Source organism: Bradyrhizobium erythrophlei, assembly GCF_900129425.1.
Classification (GTDB): Bacteria; Pseudomonadota; Alphaproteobacteria; order Rhizobiales; family Xanthobacteraceae; genus Bradyrhizobium; species Bradyrhizobium erythrophlei_C.
In genome coordinates, this window is the sequence record NZ_LT670817.1 from 4,822,569 (window position 1) to 4,840,339 (window position 17,771).

The 17,771-nt window shown below is 60.8% G+C and carries 17 protein-coding genes and 1 pseudogene; 8 read left to right on the forward strand and 10 right to left on the reverse strand.

The window, feature by feature from the left end; translation table 11 throughout:
* Positions 1-169: 169 nt before the first annotated feature.
* Positions 170-1,543, reverse strand: coding sequence for a PleD family two-component system response regulator (locus tag B5527_RS23025; RefSeq protein WP_079603585.1), 1,374 nt, complete (start codon positions 1,541-1,543; stop codon positions 170-172).
* A gap of 9 nt (positions 1,544-1,552) precedes the next feature.
* Complete coding sequence (locus tag B5527_RS23030; protein WP_079603586.1) at positions 1,553-1,918, reverse strand: response regulator; 366 nt, start codon at positions 1,916-1,918, stop codon at positions 1,553-1,555.
* A 223-nt stretch (positions 1,919-2,141) separates the two neighbouring features.
* Here B5527_RS23030 and B5527_RS23035 point away from each other — a divergent pair, with 223 nt between their 5' ends.
* Together B5527_RS23035 and B5527_RS23040 are read left to right on the forward strand one after the other, a co-directional pair.
* Complete coding sequence (locus tag B5527_RS23035; protein ID WP_079603587.1) at positions 2,142-2,441, forward strand: DUF3572 domain-containing protein; 300 nt, start codon at positions 2,142-2,144, stop codon at positions 2,439-2,441.
* Positions 2,438-3,730 (forward strand): DNA polymerase IV, encoded by a 1,293-nt coding sequence (locus B5527_RS23040; protein WP_079603588.1) that lies wholly within the window; start codon positions 2,438-2,440, stop codon positions 3,728-3,730. The genes B5527_RS23035 and B5527_RS23040 overlap by 4 nt, the downstream gene beginning before the upstream one ends.
* Before the next feature lie 328 nt (positions 3,731-4,058).
* On the opposite strand, the gene B5527_RS23045 is transcribed toward B5527_RS23040, so the two are convergent.
* From B5527_RS23045 to B5527_RS23060, 4 genes are all read right to left on the reverse strand, one after another.
* Positions 4,059-5,102, reverse strand: a complete 1,044-nt coding sequence (locus B5527_RS23045; protein ID WP_079603589.1) for an alpha/beta fold hydrolase — start codon at positions 5,100-5,102, stop codon at positions 4,059-4,061.
* A 338-nt stretch (positions 5,103-5,440) separates the two neighbouring features.
* Entirely contained in the window at positions 5,441-5,962 is a 522-nt protein-coding gene (locus B5527_RS23050; RefSeq protein ID WP_079603590.1) for a Cache 3/Cache 2 fusion domain-containing protein, read from the reverse strand.
* 298 nt (positions 5,963-6,260) lie between these two features.
* On the reverse strand, positions 6,261-7,310 hold the full coding sequence (locus B5527_RS23055; RefSeq protein ID WP_079603591.1) for an MBL fold metallo-hydrolase: 1,050 nt from the start codon (positions 7,308-7,310) through the stop codon (positions 6,261-6,263).
* A 661-nt stretch (positions 7,311-7,971) separates the two neighbouring features.
* Positions 7,972-8,265: an antibiotic biosynthesis monooxygenase gene (locus B5527_RS23060; protein WP_079607443.1), complete on the reverse strand. Its 294-nt coding sequence runs from the start codon at positions 8,263-8,265 to the stop codon at positions 7,972-7,974.
* A 401-nt stretch (positions 8,266-8,666) separates the two neighbouring features.
* Here B5527_RS23060 and B5527_RS23065 point away from each other — a divergent pair, with 401 nt between their 5' ends.
* The 4 genes from B5527_RS23065 to B5527_RS23080 all read left to right on the forward strand — a co-directional run bounded on the left by B5527_RS23065 (position 8,667) and on the right by B5527_RS23080 (position 11,180).
* On the forward strand, positions 8,667-9,413 hold the full coding sequence (locus B5527_RS23065) for an SDR family NAD(P)-dependent oxidoreductase (RefSeq protein ID WP_079603592.1): 747 nt from the start codon (positions 8,667-8,669) through the stop codon (positions 9,411-9,413).
* A 38-nt stretch (positions 9,414-9,451) separates the two neighbouring features.
* Entirely contained in the window at positions 9,452-10,339 is an 888-nt protein-coding gene (locus tag B5527_RS23070; RefSeq protein ID WP_079603593.1) for an alpha/beta fold hydrolase, read from the forward strand.
* Positions 10,332-10,700, forward strand: a complete 369-nt coding sequence (locus tag B5527_RS23075) for a DUF427 domain-containing protein (RefSeq protein ID WP_079603594.1) — start codon at positions 10,332-10,334, stop codon at positions 10,698-10,700. The genes B5527_RS23070 and B5527_RS23075 overlap by 8 nt, the downstream gene beginning before the upstream one ends.
* Before the next feature lie 78 nt (positions 10,701-10,778).
* Positions 10,779-11,180 carry a nuclear transport factor 2 family protein gene (locus tag B5527_RS23080; protein WP_079603595.1) on the forward strand — a complete coding sequence of 134 codons (402 nt, stop codon included), beginning with the start codon at positions 10,779-10,781 and terminating at the stop codon, positions 11,178-11,180.
* A gap of 74 nt (positions 11,181-11,254) precedes the next feature.
* Here B5527_RS23080 and B5527_RS23085 read toward each other — a convergent pair whose 3' ends face one another.
* Complete coding sequence (locus tag B5527_RS23085) at positions 11,255-12,253, reverse strand: quinone oxidoreductase family protein (RefSeq protein WP_079603596.1); 999 nt, start codon at positions 12,251-12,253, stop codon at positions 11,255-11,257.
* A gap of 141 nt (positions 12,254-12,394) precedes the next feature.
* Positions 12,395-13,477, reverse strand: coding sequence for an MBL fold metallo-hydrolase (locus tag B5527_RS23090; protein ID WP_154072454.1), 1,083 nt, complete (start codon positions 13,475-13,477; stop codon positions 12,395-12,397).
* 254 nt (positions 13,478-13,731) lie between these two features.
* Here B5527_RS23090 and B5527_RS23095 point away from each other — a divergent pair, with 254 nt between their 5' ends.
* A complete protein-coding gene (locus B5527_RS23095; protein ID WP_276329353.1) occupies positions 13,732-14,376 on the forward strand; it encodes a TetR/AcrR family transcriptional regulator in 645 nt (214 codons plus the stop codon).
* Between the two features lie 22 nt (positions 14,377-14,398).
* On the opposite strand, the pseudogene B5527_RS23100 reads toward B5527_RS23095, so the two are convergent.
* A pseudogene (locus B5527_RS23100) lies at positions 14,399-15,128 on the reverse strand (SDR family NAD(P)-dependent oxidoreductase).
* 214 nt (positions 15,129-15,342) lie between these two features.
* Between B5527_RS23100 and B5527_RS23105 the strand changes: the two are divergent.
* A complete protein-coding gene (locus B5527_RS23105) occupies positions 15,343-16,317 on the forward strand; it encodes a LysR family transcriptional regulator (RefSeq protein ID WP_079603599.1) in 975 nt (324 codons plus the stop codon).
* A gap of 853 nt (positions 16,318-17,170) precedes the next feature.
* Here the strand turns inward: B5527_RS23105 and B5527_RS44360 are convergent.
* Positions 17,171-17,716: a hypothetical protein gene (locus B5527_RS44360; RefSeq protein ID WP_154072455.1), complete on the reverse strand. Its 546-nt coding sequence runs from the start codon at positions 17,714-17,716 to the stop codon at positions 17,171-17,173.
* Positions 17,717-17,771 lie beyond the last annotated feature (55 nt).

Genomic DNA, 17,771 nt, shown 5'->3' on the forward strand with positions numbered 1-17,771 from the left:
CGCTCTTCGCGCTGCTCCGCAGATCCGGGACCCACATCCCGTTAGATGGACCCCGGATCAGCAGCGCGCCACGCCGCGAGGCGCGGCGCGCTGCGCAGTATCCGGGGAACGTGGAGTGACCATTCTGGATTAGAGAGCCGTCGCGAGGCTCGGCTACGTCGATCGACGATTACGCCGCCGTCGCGACCACGCGGTTGCGGCCGTCGTGTTTGGCGCGGTAGAGCGCGGTGTCGGCGCGCTTGAGCACGTCGGCAACGGCCTCGCCCTTGAGCTCCAGGGTCGACAGGCCGATCGAGATCGTGACCTCGATGCGTTTTGTCCCCTTGTTGATCGCGAAAGTCTCGCCCGCGATCGAGCGGCGCAGCCGTTCCGCCACCAGACCGGCGACATGCAGGTCGGTCTCCGGCATCACGATGACGAATTCCTCGCCGCCATAGCGGCAGGCGAGATCGATGCCGCGGATCGATTTGCGCAGGCGAACTGCGAATTCGCGCAGCACGTCGTCGCCGGCGTCGTGGCCGTAATTGTCGTTGATCGATTTGAAAAAATCGATGTCGAGCATCATCAGCGCCAGCGGCTTGCCGCGGGCCGCGGCCTGCTCGGCCAGCGTGCCCAGATGGCTCTCCATGTAACGGCGGTTATGCAGGCCGGTGAGCGCGTCGGTGATCGCCATCTCGATGGAGTTCTGCACGTTGTCGCGCAGATGGTCGGTGTAGCGGCGCTTGCGAATCTGGGTGCGCGCACGGGCCAGCAATTCGTTCTTGTCGACCGGGCGCAGCAGGTAATCGTTGACGCCGATCTCGAGCCCGCGGAGCAGCCGCGCATTGTTGTCGGCGTCCGCAATGGCGAGAATCGGAACCTGCCGGGTCCGCTCCAGCGACCGCACCTGGCTGCACAGCCGCAAGCCGTCGAAATTATCGAGGCCGAGCGAGACGATCAGCAGATCGTAATTGCCGTCGGCGGCGTGGAACAGCGCGTCCGCCGGATTGGCTTCAACATCGACGGTATGCTCGGTGCTCAGCACCGGCGCCAGCCGCTCATAGGACGATGGCCGGTCATCGACCAAAAGAACGCGCCCGCCCTTCCCGGTGTCGGCGACGGCACTTCGCTCCGGCGCCTGCACACCGATCTCCAGCGATGTAAGCGCGCGCATGCGCAACTCGTCGGTCATCATCTTGAGCCGCGTCAACGAACGCACCCGCGCGATCAGCACGACGTCGGACACCGGTTTGGTCAGAAAATCGTCGGCGCCGGCCTCAAGGCCGCGGACGCGGTCGGCCGGGCTGTCCAGCGCAGTCACGATAACCACCGGAATGAAATGCGTTGCCGGATTGGACTTCAGCCGGCGGCAAACCTCAAACCCGTCGATATCGGGCATCATCACGTCGAGCAGGATGATGTCGCATTCGGCGCGGGCGCAGATCTGCAGCGCCTCGGTGCCGTTGGACGCGGTGAGCACGTCGAAATACTCGGCCGACAGCCGTGCTTCCAACAGCTTGACGTTGGCGGGAACGTCGTCGACGACCAGAATACGCGCAGACATCGAAAATCCCTACCCGATAAATCGCCGAACGGTTTCAATAAATTTGCCGACCGAGATCGGCTTGGAAAGATAGGCCTCGCAGCCGCCCTCGCGGATGCGCTCTTCGTCACCCTTCATCGCAAACGCCGTGACCGCGACCACCGGAATGGAACGCAACTCCGGATCGTCCTTGATCCATTTGGTCACCTCGAGGCCGGACACCTGCGGAAGCTGAATATCCATCAGGATCAGATCGGGCCGAAGCTTGCGAACGAGATCGAGCGCCTCGAAACCATTGCTGGTGCCCGAGGTCTGATAGCCATGCGCTTCCAGCAGATCGCGGAAGAGCTTCATATTGAGCTCGTTGTCCTCCACGATCAGGACGGTTTTTGCCATCCCGTCCCTCCAATTCCCAACAGACGGGCCCGAATGCGGTGCATCGGGCGCCGCCGCGCGTGTCAAAAAGTGAATTCAAACTAGCGCCAGATTCGCTCTAACCCGTTAAACCCGCGTGCCATCTTTATGCGAATGGCTTCCACTTGCTTGAACACATTCCGCAGACTCGGGCATGATGCCCCTAAAATAGAGACCATAAGTTACGGAAAGGCAAACACTTCAGTTGAAAAAGCCTGTTCACAATCCCCGGGAAGTGGCTGAAATCGTTGCAGTTCAGGCGCTCTCCTTCATCGCGGGCGACCCCGAGCGTCTGGGGGCGTTTCTGGCCGAAAGCGGGATCGGCCCGGAGACGTTGCGCTCGGCCGCCGGCGATCCGCATTTTCTGGCCAGCGTGCTCGATTTCGTCCTGCGCGACGATGCAACCGTAAAGGCGTTCGCGGCGGCCTCACAACTTCATCCCACCAACATTGCAGCCGCCCATCAGGCGCTGAACGACCCGCATTGGGAGCGCGATGTTCCGTGACATCAGCCGCGCCAGAGTTCGCCGGGCCAACCTGCTTTTGCCGGGATTGCCTCGGCGATCTCGACATCAAGGCCAGGCGCTGCGGCGAATGCGGCTCCCCTCGCCTGGTTCGTCACCACGCGTTGTCCTCGCTCACGCTTGCCCATATCGATTGCGACGCGTTCTACGCCACCGTGGAGAAACGTGACAATCCTGAGATCGCCGACAGGCCTGTCATCATCGGCGGCGGCAAGCGCGGCGTGGTGTCGGCGGCGTGTTATATTTCCCGCACCTTCGGTGTGCGCTCGGCGATGCCGATGTTCAAGGCGCTCGCGCTGTGTCCGCATGCGGCCGTGATCCGGCCCGACATGGCGAAATATGTCCGGGTCGGCCGCGAGGTGCGCCATGCCATGCAGGCGCTGACACCGCTGGTAGAACCGCTTTCGATCGACGAGGCGTTTCTGGATCTTGCCGGTACCCAGCGCGTTCACGGCATGATCCCTGCGAAAGTGCTGGCGCGGTTCGCGCGCGAGGTTGAACGCGATATCGGCATCACCGTTTCGGTCGGCCTGTCCTGCAACAAGTTCCTGGCCAAGATCGCCTCCGACATGGACAAGCCGCGCGGCTTTGCCGCACTCGACCAGGCCGAGGCCCGCGCGATGCTGGCGGACAAGCCGGTCGGCTTCATCTTTGGCGTCGGACCGGCGACCCAGGAAAAACTGTCACAGCGCGGCTTTCGCACCATCGCCGATCTGCAGCGCGCCGATGAAATCGATTTGATGAAGCAATTTTCGACCGAGGGCCGCCGGCTGTGGCGGCTGGCGCGCGGCATCGACGATCGCCGCGTGGTGGCCGATCGCGGCGCCAAGACCATTTCCAGCGAGACCACCTTCGAGACCGACATCCGCGATTTTGCCACGCTCGAGAAGACGCTCTGGCGGCTGTCGGAGAAGGTATCCTCGCGGCTCAAGAACGGCGAGCTTTCGGGGTTGACGATCACGCTGAAACTGAAGACCGCGGATTTCCGGCAGCGCACCCGCTCGCAATCGATCCACGCCCCGACCCAGCTCGCGGCCAAGATTTTCGCCGTGACCCGCGAGATGCTGGCGAAGGAAATCGACGGCACCGCGTTCCGCCTGATGGGCGCCGGCGTCAGCGCGCTCCGTCCCGGCTCGCAGGGCGACGACACCGATATGCTCGACCGCCGCTCAGCCCACGCCGAACGCGCCATCGACGGTCTGCGGAAGAAGTTCGGCAGTGCCGCTGTCATCAGGGGCATCGCCTATGACGGGCCGGAGAAGCCGGAGTAGTGAAAACGAGGTGTTCCAGCCCGCGAGGACCACTAGCAAGATGGTTTTAATTTGAATCGGTGTCCTTCACCTCTCCCCAGCGGGGAGAGGTCGATTATGCGCAGCAAATCGGGTGAGGGGGCGCTGCATCAACGATAGACCGTAACCCCTCACCCGGCGCTACGCGCCGACCTCTCCCTATGGGAGAGGTAAAATTTCCGCTGCGCCGCAGTTCAATCTAACCTCATCTCGTCACGCTTTAGCGACGAAGCAAATCCGGTTGGCCTCCCACGGATTCGGCTCATGCCAGCTCTCCTACTATCAGCGCTGCATTGCAGGTTGACGCCGATCAGCTTTCGCCGACATCGACGATGGCTTCGGCAAACGCCTGCGGTGCTTCCTGGGGCAGGTTATGCCCGATGCCTCCACTGATGGACCGGAACGAATATTTGCCCGTGAATTTTTTGGCATAGGCACTGGGGTCGGGGTGCGGCGCACCGTTGGCGTCACCCTCAAGGGTGATGGTGGGCACCGTAATGACCGGCGCCTCGGCAAGCCGCTTTTCCAGATCGTCATATTTCGGCTCGCCTTCGGCCAGACCGAGCCGCCAGCGGTAATTATGGATCACGATCGCGACGTGATCCGGGTTGTCGAAGGACGTCGCTGTGCGATCGAACGTGGCATCATCGAAGTCCCACTTCGGCGAAGCGAGCTGCCAGATGAGCTTCGAAAAGTCGTGCCGGTATTTGTCGTAGCCGTCCCGGCCGCGTTCGGTGGCAAAATAATATTGATACCACCATTGGAGCTCGGCCTTTGGCGGCAGTGGCGCCTTGCCGGCTTCCTGGCTGCCGATCAGATAGCCGCTCACGGAAACCAGCGCCTTGCAGCGCTCGGGCCACAGTGCCGCGATGATATCGGCCGTTCGCGCTCCCCAATCAAACCCGCCGATGGTTGCGTTCTGGATCTTGAGAGCATCCATTAAGGCGATGATATCGACGGCGACCGCCGACTGCTGGCCGTTGCGGGGCGTCTCGCTGGAAAGAAAGCGCGTCGTACCATAGCCGCGCAGATAGGGCACGATCACCCGGTAGCCGGCTGATGCCAGCAAAGGCGCGACATCGACAAAGCTGTAAATGTCGTAGGGCCAGCCGTGCAGAAGAATGACCGCAGGACCATCGGCCGGACCGGCTTCGGCGTAACCGACATTAAGAGCGCCGGCGTCGATCTGCTTCAGCGGGCCGAAGGATGTGTGCGTTCCCGGCTTGATCGCAGGCAGCTTCGTCTTGCCGGGCTGAGAGTTGGCCGAACGGATCACTCCGAATTGGGCGGCGGCAATGGCCATGGCCGCAGCGCTGAAAAGGCGGCGGCGCTGCTGGTCGATCTTTTCCCACATTGGGAATGTCGTCATGATGATTGCTCCATGATCTCGGTGATCGCCATGTTGGCTGGAGAGTCCGTGCGCAAAGCACGCGCGCCGAACCAGCAAAAAACCCTTTTGTGTGTTCCTGACTGAGGCATCAAGGCCGGACAGCACAACTTTGCGCCCTCTCTTAGAACTTTCCATTCTAGCGTCGGTCGTAGAGCGGACGTCATCGTTGCGGCGTCGAGGTCATCCGTCAAACAAGGACGGAGTTTCCCTCAGGCTGAGAACGCCATCCCGTTCCGAAGGGGGTGTTGGCCATCGTCACGAACGTTGGGGCGGGATGCGGTGCACGCGGCAGCGTCGGGCGTTTACTTTAGATAACCAACATAGTAGATCCCGATTACGTTCTTCGACTGATCCCGTATCGGCTCGTACCCGGTTATGTAGGGTTTGCCGAGGATATCCACCTCTCCATAAAACGGTTCGTTCTTTTGGATCGATGCGATCGCTTTACCCTTGGGATCGAGAATGGTTCCAACGGCCCGCGAACCATCGTCCTTTTTCACGTTCGTGGCTACGCGGACATATTCGTCACCGCTCTTCACAAAGATCGTGGCCGTCCCGCCAGCTTGTTTCACGACCTCGTCAACCAAGTCAAAATGGTTATTCATCTTGGTCGAACCAAAATAGATGGCAGGCACTTGCTTACCCGCCACAGTATCAATTCCCTCAGTCTTCGGCGGACCGATTTTACCCGCCATCGACTGCAAGAGTTCCATAGCCATCTTTACCTTCGCATCTTGAGCTTGGCCAACGCTCGGGAGAAGCACGGCGGCACCGATCAAGCATCCGGTCGTCAGGATGCCGACAAAAGCTTGTTTCAGGTTCATGGCTTTTCCTCCCTTGGGCAAATGCCTGCATTCTTGCGCAATACATCTGGCATTTTTTCAACCCGCTCTGCGTCAACCTCGCTGTCGCTTTGCCGCCGCCCCACCACTCAGCGTAGAATTGATGCAAACACCCGGTTGCCTGTGCTGTTGGCATCGCCGGTTCGGCGAACGCAGTGAATGCCGCCTCAATTGTGCGCCGATGTTCTATCGTGTTTGCGATCTGCTTTTGTCCCTCCCCCTAGTTGCGCTTTTCTGTCGGGAGCGACGTTAGTAGCTGCATGCCAAACGGCATGCATCCTCACAACTGCGAGGCTTTTGTTCGTAAACTTCGCGCATGCAGGATTCCGAACGGATCTTCGCGGCGCGCGAGCCTGCGATAGGTGGTCAGGTCATCTTGCTGCAGCGCCGGTCCCTCGCCTCGTCGGATGTCGGAGCCCGTGTTCGCTCCAAGCGGGAGAACCGTGCCGAGACCTGCATAAAGATACCGGTCACCGAAGGCTTTCTTCAACGCCGCGAACGTCGGCTCGCCCGTGCAGTGGCCCGGAGCAACGCTCTCCACCTTGAACGTATGTTTCAGAGCCGCCACTGCCTTCGCGATAACATCGTCAGAAGCAACGACGAGGTGGAAGCCGCCGGCAATCAGATGAATTCTGGGATTGATAGCCGCCGCTGCCTCGACAATCCTTTCAATCCCTGGATGTGAGCAGCCGACTACGAGTACCATGCCATCAGGGGTGTTGACGGCAAGAGATAGTTCCTTGAGCTCCCTGGTGCCGGGGGCATCGGACACCAACGCTATCAGGGTCATGCCCGGAGCGATTTCGGTGGTCTTGTCGATCAATTCAAAGTTGGCCCCATGCCATGCCGCGCCGAACTTCATGACTGGAGGTGGTGCGCCTCCGTAGTAGCGCATCTCCGGCGGCAACGTCTCATCTTTTCGGTAGAAGCTCGACGGCAGCGACGAACCGTAGATGCCGAATCCTTCTTTGGGCGCGTAAATCTTCACAGTCGGATTGACACTCAAAACATAATTCAAGCCTGCCATGTGGTCCGAATGCCGGTGTGACAGGACAACAAAATCAAGGGTTTTGAGGTCAACTCCCTTCGCCTTTACATTGGCCGCAAAGATGTCGGCGTCATTTCCGGTGTCAAACAAGATTCGTTTTCCGGCGATCTCCACGAGGGCCGAGAAGCCCCAGTCCTTGCTCATCGAAGGATCGGTTCCGAAGGCATCGTAGAGGATAGTGATTTGACTTTTGGACTCTGGCGCAGCGGCTCTGGCTGGGACGGCTAGCGAAAGAAGGATTGAAAGTCCTGCTGCGATAAGGAATGTCGCGCGAAGCTTCATGAGAGTTCCTCCTTACGAAATTGCTTTTCGTCGGACGGATCAATCAATTTAATATTCGAAGCACCGGCTGACCGAGATCAATGGGCAACTCTAATGGGCAACTCTTTTGTGTTCTTGACTGAGGGCACCCGGACAGCGCAACTTTACGCCCTCTCCTACGCCCTCTCTTTAGAACTTTCTATGATGGTAAGGCGGGCTAGCGTCGGCGGTCTCACACGACCGGGTTCTTCATGTCAGAACCGCTAACGTATGGATGGCTGTGGTGTCACTAAATCGCCAATCGGCGTCAAACTTAGCGGCTGCTCTTAGTCTGCCTTTGCGCATCAGCGACGCGCTGGTCCGTGACCGGCGGGCGCGTCAGGTCATCCGGTGGCGAGATCGCGCCGGGAGGGGCCAAGTTGGTCCATGCCCTACTGATGAGGCCCATTAGGCCGCTCCCAGCGTGTTGTTCGCGATGAAGCCGCTACGCTGAAGCCCGAACAGATGCAGCAGCGGTTAGTGCGGCAGTTCTACCCGGTGGCGTCATCCAGGAACCTCCGAAGTTTCACCACCAACGCAGTGCGCTGGTCGGCCTGCTGCCCTTCACGAGGACAGACTTAAGACGTTAGTATCGATAGCCTATCTGTCAAGATGGCCGCCAAGTGTCCCGGACGCTAGTTTGCTATGCCAACGTATGGACGATCACCGGGCCGGCCACCGCGGTGGCGGGGCCAATGAGCAGGGGCGCAAGGTTTTGCTCGATCCAGGCGAGTGCACGCCTGTTTGCCTCCTCCGCTCCCGCGTAATTGTTGAAGATGCTGACCGCCGTTACAGTATCGTCGGGTGCATAAACCACATAGTAAGCCATGAAGCCTTCAACATCACTAATGATCGGAATGGCGCCCTCCTTAATTCTGCGCGTGAGTTCTTCGACCATGCCAGTCTTGGCTTTACCCTGACGAATGGCGGCGTACATGGGACCCTCCTTCACTGGCGAGGCTGCCCAAGATCGCGACTGCGGCGATCGTCCATCACACCCAAGCGGGGCGAGCAGCAGGATTTCCCCGCGCACAGAATATTACGCCATCCAGCGTAACCGCACCATCAGTGCCAAAGGCGATCTTTCGTGACGGCGCTGATCGGGCAAGACCGGAATTGACTGGCCGGCAGTCAAAACATCTTTCGGCCCATCCCGGACAGTGGCCTCCCGTCTGCGACGACGCGCGCTGAAATTCCAGCGCGGCAGGCCTGTCCATTTAGCGCTCCATTGGAATAAGCCATATCCCGTTCTGCGCCTTCTGCAAGCGCTGTGGGATAGACAGCTCAGCCCCAACGAAACGCCGTCGGATTTCCGGCGACCCAACAAGGGATCATGAAATGAGCACTCAAGTTGTCTTGATCACCGGCGGACTCACCGGCATCGGGCGCGCCGCCGCCCTCGCCTTCGCCAGGAAGGGTGCGAAGGTGGTCGTTGCCGGCCGGCGTGATGAGGCCGGCAAAGCGCTCGCTAACGAGCTGCGCTCCTTCGGTTCGGAGGCCGAGTTCATCAACGCCGACGTCCGCAAGGAGGATGACATCCGCGCGATGGTCGACAAGACCGTCGCACGGTTTGGCCGTCTCGATGTCGCGGTGAACAACGCCGCCACCGAAGGTCAGGTCGGCCCGATCACGGACCAGACCGCGGAAAGCTTTGCCGCGACGTTCGAGACCAACGTTCTTGGCGTCGTCCTGAGCATGAAGCACGAAGTGCGCGCCATGCAGGCCCAGGGCAGCGGCAGCATCATCAACATCTCCTCGACCTATGGGCACGAGGGCGCGGCCGGAGCCTCGATCTACGCCGGCGCCAAGCACGCCGTCGAAGGCATCACCAAGTCGGTGGCGCTCGAAACCGCCAGGTCGGGAATTCGCGTGAATGCCGTCGCGCCTGGCCCCACCGACACGGGCATGCTGACCCGCTTCACCGGCACGGCGGAGAACAAGGCGGCGCTGGCGACGCAGGTTCCGCTGGGTCGGCTCGGCCTGTCCGAGGAAGTCGCCGACGGTATCGTGTTCATCGCGTCGGACGAAGCCAGGTTCATCACGGGTCATGTCCTCAATGTCGACGGCGGACACAGCGCCAACTGATCCCGTCCGGATCTCGCCCGCCGCCAGAGGAAATCGCCATGACTCAGCACAGTCACCAGACCGCGCCGACGCAGTTCGTGGACGCAGCGGGCATTCGGTTCGCTTACCGGCGCTTCGGCCAATCGGGCGGCGTACCGCTCGTCTTCAACATGCATTTCATCGGTACGATGGACCACTGGGACCCGCTGGTGACTGACGGCCTCGCGGCGGGGCGGGAGGTGATCCTGTTCAACAACGCCGGCATTTCCAGCACGAGCGGCGAGGTGCCGGCTTCGGTCGAGGAGATGGCGGCCAACGCGGCGGCGTTCATCGAGGCGCTTGGTCTTGCGAAGGTGGACGTTCTCGGTTTCTCGCTTGGCGGCTTCGTCGCGCAGGCGCTGACGGCCGCCAACCCTGGTCTGGTTCGCCGCTTGATCCTGGTGGGGACAGGCCCGCGGGGTGGAGAGGCGATGGCGACCCTGACGCCCGAAGCTCAGGCCGCGTTCGGCGCGAGCTATGCGAACCCGGACGAGTTGTGGCTGGACGTTTTCTTCACGCCGACTGAGGCGAGCCAGGCTGCCGGCCGGGCATTTCTGAAGCGGTTCCGCCTGCGCCAGGAAGGTCGCGATCCCGAGGTGACCGAGATGGTCGCGCCCGCGCAGATCACCGCGATCGGTAAATGGGGTGCTTCGCGCGCGGGCGCGTTCGACTATCTCCGAGAGATTACCCACCCGACGCTGGTGATCAACGGAAGCAATGACGTGATCATCTATTCCGTGAATTCGTTTATTCTTCAGCAGAACCTGCCTAACGCGCAACTCATCCTCTATCCGGATTCCAATCACGGGTCGCAGTACCAATATCCCGCGTTATTCGTCGGCGACGTGACGCGGTTTTTGGATGCCGTGGTGCCGTTTCCAATTCAGAAGGACGCTGATCATGACTGACAAACCGATGAAGATTCCCGGGCCTGACCATCCCATTTCCATCGAAGCGAACCCGTCTCGCGTGGTGGTCAAAGTCGGCGGAAAGATCATCGCCGACACAAGCGATGCGTTGACGCTTCGCGAGGCGTCCTATCCGGCCGTTCAGTATATCCCCCGTCGAGATGTCGATATGGCCGCACTCACGCGTAGCGAACACACGACGTATTGCCCCTACAAGGGCGACGCTTCCTACTACAGCATTCCGGCTGGCGGGCATCGTTCGGTCAATGCGGTGTGGACTTATGAGACCCCGTTTGAAGCGATGGCGCAGATCAAGGATTACGTCGCCTTCTACCCGGACCGTGTCGACGAGATCAGCTAACCGGACGCCGGCGGCCCGGCTTTGGTGGCTCGGGCCGGGCTCACTCCCTGTTCCCGACGGAGCCCACAGGAGAATGAAATGAGTCAGTCAGTGGAAGCAAGGAACAGGGCGCTCGTCCTCGAGGCGTTCGACACCTTGTTCAACAAGCGAGACTACGCGGCCGCTGAACGCTTCTGGTCACCCAACTACGTCCAGCACAGCGCCCACATCGGGCCGGGCCGCGAAGGTCTCTTCGACCTCATCAAGGGTATTCCCGCATCCCTCAAATATGAGCCGGGCGTGATCGTAGCCGAAGGCGACTTCGTCATCGTCCACGGACGATTCTCCGGCACCGGACGCCCGAGAAGCTGGATCGCCGCCGACGTGGTGCGCATCGCCGACGGGGTGTTGGCCGAACACTGGGACGTCCTCCAGGATGAGGCGGCGCGCGAGGAGTCGAAAAGCGGCCTGCCGATGTTCGGCGACAGCTTTGTCGATTGATCCCGGTGCGTCGCGACGCCCTGCTCCGCTCGCACCTCCGCAGGACTTGATGGCGGCGGCCGACCGGATCCTCCTCAGTCCCGCACCCGCATCAGCACGCGGCCAAACGGCCGGTCCTCGATCAGGTGCCGAACCGCGTCCGCGGCATCGGAGAGTGGAAACACTTTGGCGATGGTCGGCTGGAGCGCACCTTCGGACAGATAGCCGATGAGTGTCTTCTGCGCAGCGGCCAGCGTCTCCGGCGCAAAGGCCCTGAAAGTGAAGCCACGTATCTTGGCCGCCTTCCAGATGATGTCGGTGAGGTTGACGCTTGCCTCGCGGCCGCCGGCGTAGCCGACCACGGCATACGTCCCTCCGGGAAGCAGGCAACCGAGCGCCTCGCCCGTGAGCTTTCCGCCCACGCCGTCGATAACGACGTCCACACCCCTGCCGCCGGTCAGGCGCATCACGCCGTCTCGCAGGCTCTCGCGCGAGAGGTCGATGACGTGCTCATAGCCGCCGGCACGCGCCATCTCCGCTTTCGCGCTGGTGCTGGCGGTCGAGATCGCGAGCGAAGCGCCGAGTTTGCGGGCAATCTGCACACTCTCCATACCCACGGCGCCACCTATGGCGGGAGCAAGTACGCTCTGCCCGGGGTTGAAGGCAACAAACTCCGTCAGCACGAGATACCCCGTCAGGTAGCCCGCGCCGGCGAGGAAGGCGGCAGCGTGTTCATCGTCGATATGCGAGGGGATTGGCATCAGGCCCGCGGCGGGCGCGGCGACCAGTTCTCGCCAAGTGCCGTCGGCAATAATGCCGAAGCCGGGTCCGGTGACGAACACGCGGTCACCGACTTTGAAGCCGGGACTCTTGGTCTCCACCACGATGCCCGCCCCGATCTGACCGCCTACCCGCGGCAAATTCTCAGGTGTGGCGGCATAATGGTGGCCGGAGCGAAAGGTATTATCCAGCGGATTGATCCCGACCGTATGTATCCGCACCAGCACCTGACCGTCGTTCGCAGCCGGTGCCGGAAGATCAACGAATTTGTTCTCCGCATAGTCGCCGTAGGCGCGATACTGGATGGCTTTCATGGATGAAGGCTCCTTTCAAGTTGCTTTTTTGCGCGGCTCGCCCCGTTCAAAGGTGCGTCCGCGAGCGAAAGAGCGAGTCGTCCGGGACGGCGCACCTGTGTGAAAGACATCGCCCGCTTCCGGAGAGATGTCGTCGGCTCGCTACCAGATCCACTGGGCGGCTTCCCAGTGGTATGCCGTGTCGCGTCGGACGACATGTCCAATAGCTGGGAACGGAAAATGATAGCCCATCACCATGATCCCGTCGGTCGCGACGCGGTCTAGGATAGCCTTGCGCGACTTGATCGCCTGCGCGGGATCGTAGTCGAAGATGGGCGTCCATTCGGGATGCTGCAAACTCGTCACCGGGTTATGGGCGATGTCACCCATATGCATGAACTGCTCCTTGCCCGAGGTGAACAGGAGTGCGGCATGGGACGGCGAATGTCCCGGCGCCGCAACATAGTGCACGCCAGTTGTGATTTCGCCGCCCTGCTTCACGAACCGGGAACGGTTGGCAACCGGGGGCAAGCTATCTCGAGCTGCCCGGATCGTGCCCTTCTTGAACGGGTCGGGCATCGGCGAACTGTTGATCTCACTTTCGTAACGGCTGCCGGTCCAGTAGTTCCACTCCGTATCGACAAAGACGAACTGAGCCTCCGGAAACGTCAGCGCGCCCGATTTCGTCACGAAGCCGCCGATATGGTCCAGATGACCGTGCGATGTCACGACCAGATCTATGCTCTCGGGCGCGATTCCGGCCCGGCGCAGGTTCGCCTCGACCCCGGGAAAGCTGCCGAAGGATGGTCCGAGTTTCTCGCCAAAACCGGAATCGACAAGGATACGCTCGCGTCCGGTGTCGACCACCAGGATGTTGTTTGTGATTTCGATCACCGGCTGCATGAAGTTTGCCTTCAACACCGGGGCGAGTTCAGCTTCAGAGACGTTCATGGCGAGGATCGGCCGGATCGGTATCTGCCCATAGCCATCCGAGACCACGGTCGCCTGGAAGTCGCCGATCTTGAAGCGATAGAAGCCATCGCCGTTTAGCGGTTCCGCGCCGGCTTGACTGGCGCCCTCCGCCCGGGCTGAGGCAGGGGTGAGCACCGGCATTGCCGTTGCAACAACGGCCAGGCCGACGCCAGCGCGAAATACACTGCGACGGGTCAGGATCGTCGGGGGCTTAATCATGTCTATCTCCGGGTTGAAGGCCCCAAGGCGGCAGGGCTCGCGAAAGAGAAACACAATGTCATTCACAATTGTCTTTTCAGCCGGAGCCGGCGAAATGTCAACACTCCTCGCTCGGTCCTGCCTTCCCAGGGCGGCACACGTCCTCCTCGCTGATCCCCGCTAACCCTTCGCTAAGCTATTGAATCAGCGCCACTCCTTACGCTTCCACGCGCCAGCTAGGAGCTCGTATTCCGACCGCGATAATCCATTGCAAACGTAATTGTGATGTACTAGCTAAATAGCGGCGATCGAGGAGCAAAGCTTTGGGCGTGTCGAGAGAACAGGCCGCGGAAAACCGCCGCGCGATTGTTGCCGCTGCTGCGCGGCTATTCAGAGAACGCGGCGTGGAGGCCGTTGGGCTGAACGAACTGATGAAGCACGCGGGCTTTACGCAAGGTGGCTTCTACAACCACTTCAAGTCGAAGGCCGCGCTGGTTGCCGAGGTGCTTGCTTCGGCAATCGCCGAGGGGAATGCAGAATTCGTCAAATTCGCAAGGGCGCCCGTCGATGAGTCCACCACCGCTCTTCGGCGCTACATAAACTGGTATCTGTCGCAAGCCCATCGCGACGACATCGGCCACGGCTGCCCCGTCACCGGATTTGCTGGCGATGCTCCCCGCTTGGACGCCGGAGCACAGTCGCATTTCGCCGGCGGATTGGACGATCAGATAACGATCCTGGCTGGGCTGATCGCCGAGAGTGGATCTTTGGCTGCGGCAGGCGGGCGTAGGACGTTACGCGAACGGGCAATCAGCTTGCACTGCGAAATGCTGGGTGCGCTAGTCCTTTCACGGTCTGTCGCACAGGCCGCGCCAGCGTTTTCGAACGAGATTTTGGAGAACGCCCGAGGAGATGTACTCGCGTCTCTCGATGCGCGCTTGAGCCAGGTTTCCAAGCCGCGAAAGAAACACTAGTCCGCAGCCGCTCTTCGGCCGATCAAACCTGGCCTCGGCCGCCATCGACGAATAGTTCGATGCCCGTGACAAAGCTGGAATCGTCAGAGGCCAGAAATACTGCCGCCTTGGCGACTTCGTCCGGTTCTCCCATTCGTCCCATCGGAATGGTGGCCAGTAACCTCGCAATGGCCTCGGGGGGGCTGCCGATCTACCAGGGGCGTCCTGATCGGACCCGGACTGAGGACGTTCGACCGAATACGGCGGTCCTTCAGCTCCATCGTCCAGGTTCGCACCAGATTGCGAACCGCAGCCTTGGTCGCGCCGTAGGTGCCGAACGAGGGTGTGCCTTTGACGCTCGCGACGGAGCCGACGAGGATGATCGACGCTCCGTCATTCATCAGGGGCAGCGCCTTTTGCACCGTGAACAACGTGCCCTTCACGTTGAGGTCGAAAAGCTTGTCGAAATGCTCCTCGGTGAGGCTTGCCAGCGGAGCGAATTCGCCGATGCCGGCATTGGCGACCAGGATGTCGATATTTCCCTTCGCCTTGACGGTCTCGCAGAGTCGATCGAGGTCCTGCAGTTTGGAGACGTCTCCCCGAACTCCTGCAACGTTGCTGCCGATCGCCTTCACGGCCTCGTCGAGTTCCTTTTGGCGGCGGCCCGTTATGCAGACATAGGCGCCTTCGTCGACGAACCGCTTCGCTATGGCGAAGCCTATTCCCGTGGTGCCTCCGGTAACCACGGCCAACCTTCCCTCTAACTTGCCCATGACGTCAGTCCTTGTGCTGATGAATGGTGGCGTCGCAGCGCTCACATGCTGGATGGCTGACTGCTTTCTTCGGCTCTTGAAATGTTCGGATTTTGCCTGCGAAGCGCACAATGCCTCCGGCAGAGCCGTGCCGGTTCCCCAGGGATCAGCTACCTATTCCATTTCGTCGCAGAAGGCACAGATAGGAATATGGCTTATTCTGGTGGAGCGCTAAATGGACAGGCTCGCAGCATTGGAAATCTTCGTGCGCGTCGTCGATACCGGTTCGTTTTCGGCGGCCGCCCGGCATCAACGCATCGGACAGCCGGCGGTGTCGAAGGCTGTTGTCCAGCTGGAGAAGTGGCTGGGAGTTAGCCTGCTGATGCGTTCGACGCGCAGCGTGGTCCCGACCGAGGCCGGCCGGATTTTTTATGAGCGTGCCAAGCGGACGATCGAGGAAGCCGATGAGGCCGTGGTGGCGGCGCGAGGGAGCGCGTCGGGCCTCTCGGGCAAGCTTCGCGTCTCGACATCGGTCTGCCTTGGACGACTCCATGTCATTCCTAACTTGCCGGCCTTCCTGGCCGAACACCCTGCCCTCGATATCGATCTTGTCCTCGACGACCGCAACGTCGATCTCGTCAACGAGGGCATCGATGTTGCGCTGCGCGTGGGGGCGATGCCGGATTCGAACATGACCGCGCGCCGGATCGCGGAAGGCCGCAGCATCGTTGTGGCCACGCCGGCGTATCTTCAGCGCTGGGGAACCCCGATGTCCCCCAGCGATCTGAGCAGCCATCAGGCGATCATTTACACCCGGGGCAGCGGAGGCGAGTCCTGGAAGTTTCGAAAGGGCGCTGCGGAGGTGTCGGTGGTTCTTCAGGGGCGCTTGAAAGTGACCGCGTCGGAGGGCCTGCGGGAGGCGGTGAATTGCGGTATGGGTTTGGCGGTGTCCATGGAGTGGAATTTCTCGCCCGAGTTGAAATCCGGAAAGGTCGTCGCGGTTCTGGAGGACTGGGTCTTGCCGTCGACAAATCTGTCTGCGGTCTATCCGACCGGCCGCCTCGCCAGCACCAAGGCGCGCGCGTTCGTTTCGTTCGTCGAGGGGTTCATGGCACAGCCTGACTCGGTTTCGCCGCAGCGGGAGACCTATCGACACGAGAATGCTGATGCGAGGCGAAACGTGTCGCGGATATCGCATGGCCCGCGTTAGCTCCATCCGATTGCTGCCGGCCTGGATGCTTGTTCCGCTCATGGCACAAGACAGACCTTAGCGGCCTGACGATATCCATTATCGGAAAAGAGCGGACGTCGTCGTTGCCGGCGTCGAGGTCATCCGCCAAACAAAAAAGGATGGAGTTTCCCTCCTCACGCCGAGGAACCGGCGACCTTTCGGCAAATATTAACCGCCGACCGCTAGGTCGTAGTCATCGGTGGATTACCGCAACGGCCCCACGAGAAAGATTGCGTCAAGAAACCCATCGCCTCAACCCGGTGGATTCTTCGGGGGAAAAGGTCACGTCACCGATGTCATTATCCTCAGCCAGGAATTACGCGCTTCGAGCCGGACGATCTCAGGACGCGAAGGAAGCCGCCGACCTTCTTGCGAAAGCGATCCTGGAATTAGCCGCATCGATCGAAGCGACCGATGCGAAGGTAAAGAAGATCAACAAATCAGGCTGACGATCGGATTTGCCGCAGTTAGCCGCGCGCTGGAGGGCTAACGACGTCGGCCCGTCGGCGGTGGCGGGCTGGTGATTTGCCCCGTCGCGTCAAATTTTTTGTCTTCCGTTGAACCAGCGGATGGCGTCACCCAAAAAAAGATATACGCCCGACGGGCTAGATTTGGTGTAGTCGGGCGCTGTCCAGCCCCTTTTTGAAAAAATATTCTGATTTTCCGAAGACCCAAATCAGTTGTATGTCTGTTGCCGTCCCGTCCCACTCAGAGGGGCGGCTCGCGACGTCACGGACGCGGGGCGGGATGCGGTGGACGCGGCGGCGCGCTTGACGGGCGTGGCTTGCAGCGGACGGCGAAGACGTGTGGTCCTGACACCCCGACGCTGGTGTCAAGTTGGCGGATTAATCCGCGTAACGACGGTGGCAAGAAAGCCGATCACCGGGGAGAGCACGGTATAAGCCGTAAACCATTGCGTGCGGGAATGTCGGGTGATTTCCGATGGCTCGCTGTGAATACTCGTGTGCATACTTACTACCCATAGCGCACACGAGGCTGCGGGTGCATCGGGCGCCCGGCATTCCCCACGCCCTCTGATTGAGAGGGCGGAACGTTCTGGCAAAACTCGCGCGAAACGCGCGGCGAGATCGCGAAGGTGTGTCTGAAAATCACGACGCTTTCTGAAAATTGAAGCGGCATTACCGGTGGCGGAGTATGACGGCTCGGCGCGGGAAGGAGCGACGAAGGAATCCAGCACCGTCATTCCGGGGCGATGCGAAGCATCGAACCCGGAATCTCGAGATTCCCCGATGTGCAATGGCACATCTGAGGTCTGGTGCTGGCGCACCATCCCGGAATGACGGTTGGGGACTATGGATTGCTTCGCTGCGCTCGCAATGACGGTGGAGGTTTTGGATTGCTTCGCGGAGCCCGTCATAGCGCGCATTCGCGCGACCCGTTGGCTCGCAACGACGAACTCAGGGGACGGCTTA